6 protein-coding genes are annotated in these 4,851 nt (G+C 58.3%); 3 read left to right on the forward strand and 3 right to left on the reverse strand.

Going from position 1 to position 4,851, the window contains the following annotated elements:
• Positions 1-671 precede the first annotated feature (671 nt).
• A complete protein-coding gene (locus GBC55_RS29495; RefSeq protein ID WP_162441167.1) occupies positions 672-1,457 on the forward strand; it encodes a sulfite exporter TauE/SafE family protein in 786 nt (261 codons plus the stop codon).
• A 7-nt stretch (positions 1,458-1,464) separates the two neighbouring features.
• Here GBC55_RS29495 and GBC55_RS29500 read toward each other — a convergent pair whose 3' ends face one another.
• Entirely contained in the window at positions 1,465-1,833 is a 369-nt protein-coding gene (locus GBC55_RS29500; RefSeq protein WP_162441168.1) for a VOC family protein, read from the reverse strand.
• Positions 1,834-1,879: 46 nt separating this feature from the next.
• Positions 1,880-2,350, reverse strand: coding sequence for a GNAT family N-acetyltransferase (locus GBC55_RS29505; protein WP_162441169.1), 471 nt, complete (start codon positions 2,348-2,350; stop codon positions 1,880-1,882).
• Positions 2,351-2,582: 232 nt separating this feature from the next.
• Between GBC55_RS29505 and GBC55_RS29510 the strand changes: the two genes are divergently transcribed.
• Entirely contained in the window at positions 2,583-3,134 is a 552-nt protein-coding gene (locus tag GBC55_RS29510; RefSeq protein ID WP_162441170.1) for a DUF4174 domain-containing protein, read from the forward strand.
• A gap of 131 nt (positions 3,135-3,265) precedes the next feature.
• Here GBC55_RS29510 and GBC55_RS29515 read toward each other — a convergent pair whose 3' ends face one another.
• The gene (locus tag GBC55_RS29515) at positions 3,266-3,613 is read right to left on the reverse strand and encodes a DUF6124 family protein (RefSeq protein ID WP_162441171.1); all 348 of its coding nucleotides are present in this window, start codon (positions 3,611-3,613) and stop codon (positions 3,266-3,268) included.
• A gap of 667 nt (positions 3,614-4,280) precedes the next feature.
• Here GBC55_RS29515 and GBC55_RS29520 point away from each other — a divergent pair.
• On the forward strand, positions 4,281-4,851 hold a 571-nt coding region (locus GBC55_RS29520; protein ID WP_162441172.1), incomplete at its 3' end, for a type VI secretion system Vgr family protein.

The following is a 4,851-nucleotide window of genomic DNA, read 5'->3' on the forward strand; positions in this document are numbered from 1 at the left end:
CCTCGCTCCGGTCCTGCTCCGTGGGCCCGCCGCGATCGGCCATCCATGGCCGTGCGCGGCTAACCCGGCATCCATGCCGGGTTGCCCACTGCGCAGAACCTGCGCTCGGCCTTCCCATGGGGCAAGATGATCAAAATCAAAAGCAGATCAGAAGCAAAGCGAGGCGGCCTGACAGCCGACCTGACTTTCGAAGTTCACGCGTTCACCTGTGGGAGCCGAGCTTGGTCCGGGCGGCGTTCCGACGATGACGGCCTGATAGACGATGGGTATTCCTCTGAAGTACCCGGATCAAAATGTGGGAGCTGGCTTGCCGGCGATGGCGGCCTGACAGCCGACAACTTTCTCTCGGATGCCCCCAGATCAAACTGTAGGAGTGAGCCTGCTCGCGATAGCGGTCTGATCCGGTGATATCTGCAAGAAACCTGTCGGCTGTGAGTCCGTCATCGCGAGCAAGCTCGGCTCCCACAGGGAAATGCGTAGGCTCAAGCGTCAGGTCACGCAGCGGCAAGGTCAAAAGATCGCAACCTCGTTTCACACGACAGCTTCTACAGCTGAACTCGGGGGCATCTGAAAATAAGTTGGATATAACGATAGTCCGCAACGATATAAGTGGTTATAAGAAAAATCGCTATGCTGCGGGCCAGTTTTTCCTGCGGTCTGTGGACGGTTTAATGGAATTTGTGAACTTCGGGTTGATCGTCGCCGGACTGGTGGTGGGTTTTATCGTTGGCATGACTGGCGTCGGCGGTGGTTCGTTGATGACGCCGATCCTGCTGTGGTTCGGTATCAACCCGGCCACGGCAGTCGGCACCGACCTACTGTACGCGGCCATCACCAAATCCAGTGGCGTGCTGGTTCACCGAAAGAACAAGAACATCGACTGGGCCATCACCGGTTGGCTGACCCTTGGCAGTGTGCCGGCAGTGGCGATGACGCTCTGGTTCCTGAGCACGCTGCACACGTCGCCCGATGCCATGAACGCCGTCATCAAACAGGCCCTGGGCTTTGTACTGTTTGCTACCGCCCTGGCGATTTTCTTCAAGAAGCGTTTGCTGGATTTCGCCCACAAACGCGCGGGCGGCAACTACAACCCCAGCGGCCCGCGCCTGAATGTCATGACCGTTATCACCGGCCTGGTGCTCGGCACCATGGTCGCCTTGACGTCCATCGGTGCCGGAGCCCTGGGCACGGTGGCGCTGTTTATTCTCTATCCGCTGCTGCCAACCCGCCGTCTCGTGGGTACCGAAATCGCTCACGCGGTGCCGCTGACCCTGGTGGCAGGCCTCGGTCACGCCAGCATGGGCAATATGGACTGGCAGGTGCTGGGTTATTTGCTGATCGGTTCGTTGCCGGGCATCTGGCTGGGCAGTCATTTGACCGGTCGCATTTCCGATGAAGTCTTGCGTCCGTGCCTGGCCACCATGCTGGTTTTGATCGGCTACAAACTGGCGTTCTGATTGTTCCTTAAGCTCGGGTCATGATTTCCAGCAGATGGCCATCCGGGTCATCGAAGTACACCCGCCGTCCACCGCCATAGTCATTGATCTCGCCGGCCCGTAGCTTGCCGGGATCGGCCCACCACCGCAGCTGGCGTGCCTGCAGGCGCGCAAAGGCGGCATCGAAATCGTCGTCGCCGATCAGGAAGGCATAGTGTTGAGAGGCAATCGGCGGATCGTTGTCGTAGAAGTCCAGCGACACGCCGTTGTCCAACTTCACCATCAGCATCGGGCCGAAAGGCTCTGCGGCCGACAAACCAAGGATCTCGACGAGGAACGTCGCCGAGGCCTGCTTGTTTCGGCACCAGACGATGGTGTGGTTTAACTGAGCGCTCATGAGATAAGCCTCCAGGATTCACTCCCATGAGTTAAGCAGGATTGCGTCAGGCCTTGGAGGTGTCGCGCTTCATCACGGTGATCGCAAGGCCTTCGTCATCCAGTGTGTCTTCGACGACTTCCCAGCCCAGCCCGGCGTAGAGCGGTTGGGACGTGTCGGTATAAAGGTAAAGTTCGGGAATCCCAAGCGCCGCGGCTTCCTCGACGATTCGCGTGACCAGCGCCGATGCAACGCCCCGACCACGGTGTTCGGCCTTCACGTAAACCCCCGCCAGCCAGGGTGTGAGGTCAGGCCGCGACGCCAGGTCGCTGTCGATCAGCAGGGCGCCACCGAGCAGCTGTGAATCTTCGATGGCGACCACCACCGTGGGCACGGCGCCTTTACCGCAAGCTTTGCGCATGCGTTCGGTTCTGGCTTCGAGCGTATCGTGGGGCTTGAAGTGACCCCACTCCTTGAAGTTCAGCTCGGCCAGTTCCGGTATCAGCGCCGGATGGTCGCAGAGATAGACGATTTGCATGGCAGTCGAAACTCCTTTTCCTGGGGATGACGAGTCGTTCGTCATTCGTGAAAGGGACAATAAAACGATCACCACGGGTAATCAAATTCCGCGCTGCAACCGGTTTGGCCGGTTGCGCAATGACCGCCCTGACCTAAGCTTTGAGCATGGCGAAACACAATCGTGGTGCGTCACCCGGAACAATCGCCGCGATGCGCAATCATTAGAGCGTGGATATCAAAAGGAGATGCGCATGCTCATCAGGTCATTGACCCTGACTACCTTGCTGGTTCTTGCCGGCCCTTTGTTCGCTGCTGATGGCGACTCACCGCTGGACATGGACAAGGGCAGGTCCCGTCCGCTGATTGTCATCGCTCCCAGCTCGGTGGATCCGACGTGGGTCGGCCTGAAAAAGTCCCTGGAAGAGCCTGCCAACAAACAGGGTTTCACCGAGCGAAACATGGTGCTGTATTCGGTGATCAATACGATGGGCCAGCGTGATGGCAAGGACCTCGATCCGCAAACCACGATGGCGCTGATCCGGGCGCTCAAACTGGGCGCTGGTGCGCAAACCAAGGTCATTCTGGTGGGCAAGGATGGCGAGAAGAAGCTTGAGCAGACGGGGAAGGTCGAGCTGAAGGAGATTTTCAGTGCCATTGACGCAATGCCAATGGCTGAGAAAGAAGCCGCGGCGCCGACGGTAGCGCCGGCGGCTGAAGCCGAGCCCGCGGCGAAAGGCGCGAAGGGTGCAAAACCGGTGAAGCCTGCGAAACCGACGAAGCCGCCTGAGATGCCGGATGATTGAGGTGTCTTAGGAATAAAATCAAAAGATCGCAGCCTCGTTTCTCTCGACAGCTCCTACAGGTTCACGCAAAACCGGTGTAGGAGCTGTCGAGTGAAACGAGGCTGCGATCTTTTGATCTTTGGGTTAAGTCATTACTCCAACGACTCGATGCGATCCAACACCCGATTCACCGTCAGCTCGCCCAGCATGATGACCTGAGCAATCCCCAACAACGCATTCCGCGAACTACCCTCCAGATGATCCGCAAGATCCGTGGCCATGACATTGGCCGACGCCAGTGACTCGCAAGCATAGGCCAGCAAGGTTTCGTTTTCGAGATCGGGATTGACCGTGAAGAAGGTGCAGAGTTTGCGAGGGGTGGCTTTGATGTCGGCGATCGAGGGCGTGCGATCGGTTGTGTTGTCGGGATTACTTGAATCGGGATTTTCGCAGGATGCTGTCGGATCGGTGTCCGGCGGATTGGGCGTTACCTTGGTCATAGATGAAACTCCAGGTTTGGAACAGGGAGCCATCAACCTCGCCACCAAACGAAGGGTGGTGGCCATACGAAGGTTGGTAGACCGGTGTACCTGGAAACCCGGCGCGTCCGAGGACGCCCTGCGCATGGCCACCATAAAAACAGAGGAAGATAGAACCTCTGAATAAGGTCGCGCTATGCACCAGGTATCCGGGCTACCAAACCCGATCGCTGTTTTCAGCGACCAATCAACGATAGAGCCCGCACCCAAGGCGCACAAGCCGGCGGATTCTGGCGTACCTGTAGGCATCGACGCAAGAAACTGTAGCTTTCAAGAAGTGAAGCTGACTGCGATTAAACAGGGCCATCCAGAAAGAGGTTCAGCATGCCCAATACCGTTTCCCAGCCAGGCAAATAATCCCCAAAAAACACGGTCAACTGTAGGAGCGAGCCTGCTCGCGATGAGGCCCGAACAGCCCCCACAGCAATAAGCCCAAGCCGCCAAATCATCCCGTCAGAACACGATTTTTCCTACAGCTACAGCGCCCCAAAACCCGGACCCGTCCTACGCCTCACGCGGAAACATCCTATATAAAATTGCACCCATTTCTTGAAAGCTTTCTACCCTTTGGAACAGGGGGGAAGGGCTCCCTTCCTGACGTCCCACTACAGACCAGGAAGGCCTGAAAATGCTCGATTCTCTCCCCACCTTCTTCGACCACAGCCGCCACAAACTCGAGGTCCGCCGCGTCGACCTGCCCCTCGACGTCCTGGCCTTCCATGGCGAAGAACGCCTCAGCCAACCCTTCACCTACCTCATCGAGTTCACCTCCACGCAACTCGACATCGGTGCCGAGCAGCTGCTAAACAAATACGCCCAGTTCAGCCTCTTCGCCGCCGTGCCACCGCTGTTCATTCACGGCCTGCCCAAGCCCGAGATCAACCCCCTGCGCACCTTGCGCGGGGTGATCACCGGCTTCAAGCGCCTGTCCGGCTCCAACGACGAAGCACGCTACGAAATCACCCTGCAACCGCGCCTCGCACGGCTGGGCAGGGGCCAACAGTTCCGCATCTACCAGCACCAATCCGTGCCGGAAATCGTCGAGCACATCCTGCGCAGCCGTCACGACTTTGAAGGCCAGGACTTCCTTTTCCACCTGCACCGCGACTACCCCAAGCGCGAACAGGTCATGCAGTTCGGCGAAAGCGACCTGGCCTTCATCGACCGCCTGCTGGCTGAAGTCGGCATCTGGTACCGCT

Origin of the sequence: Pseudomonas sp. TNT3 (assembly GCF_010095445.2) — a bacterium.
In the GTDB taxonomy this organism is placed as follows: Bacteria; Pseudomonadota; Gammaproteobacteria; order Pseudomonadales; family Pseudomonadaceae; genus Aquipseudomonas.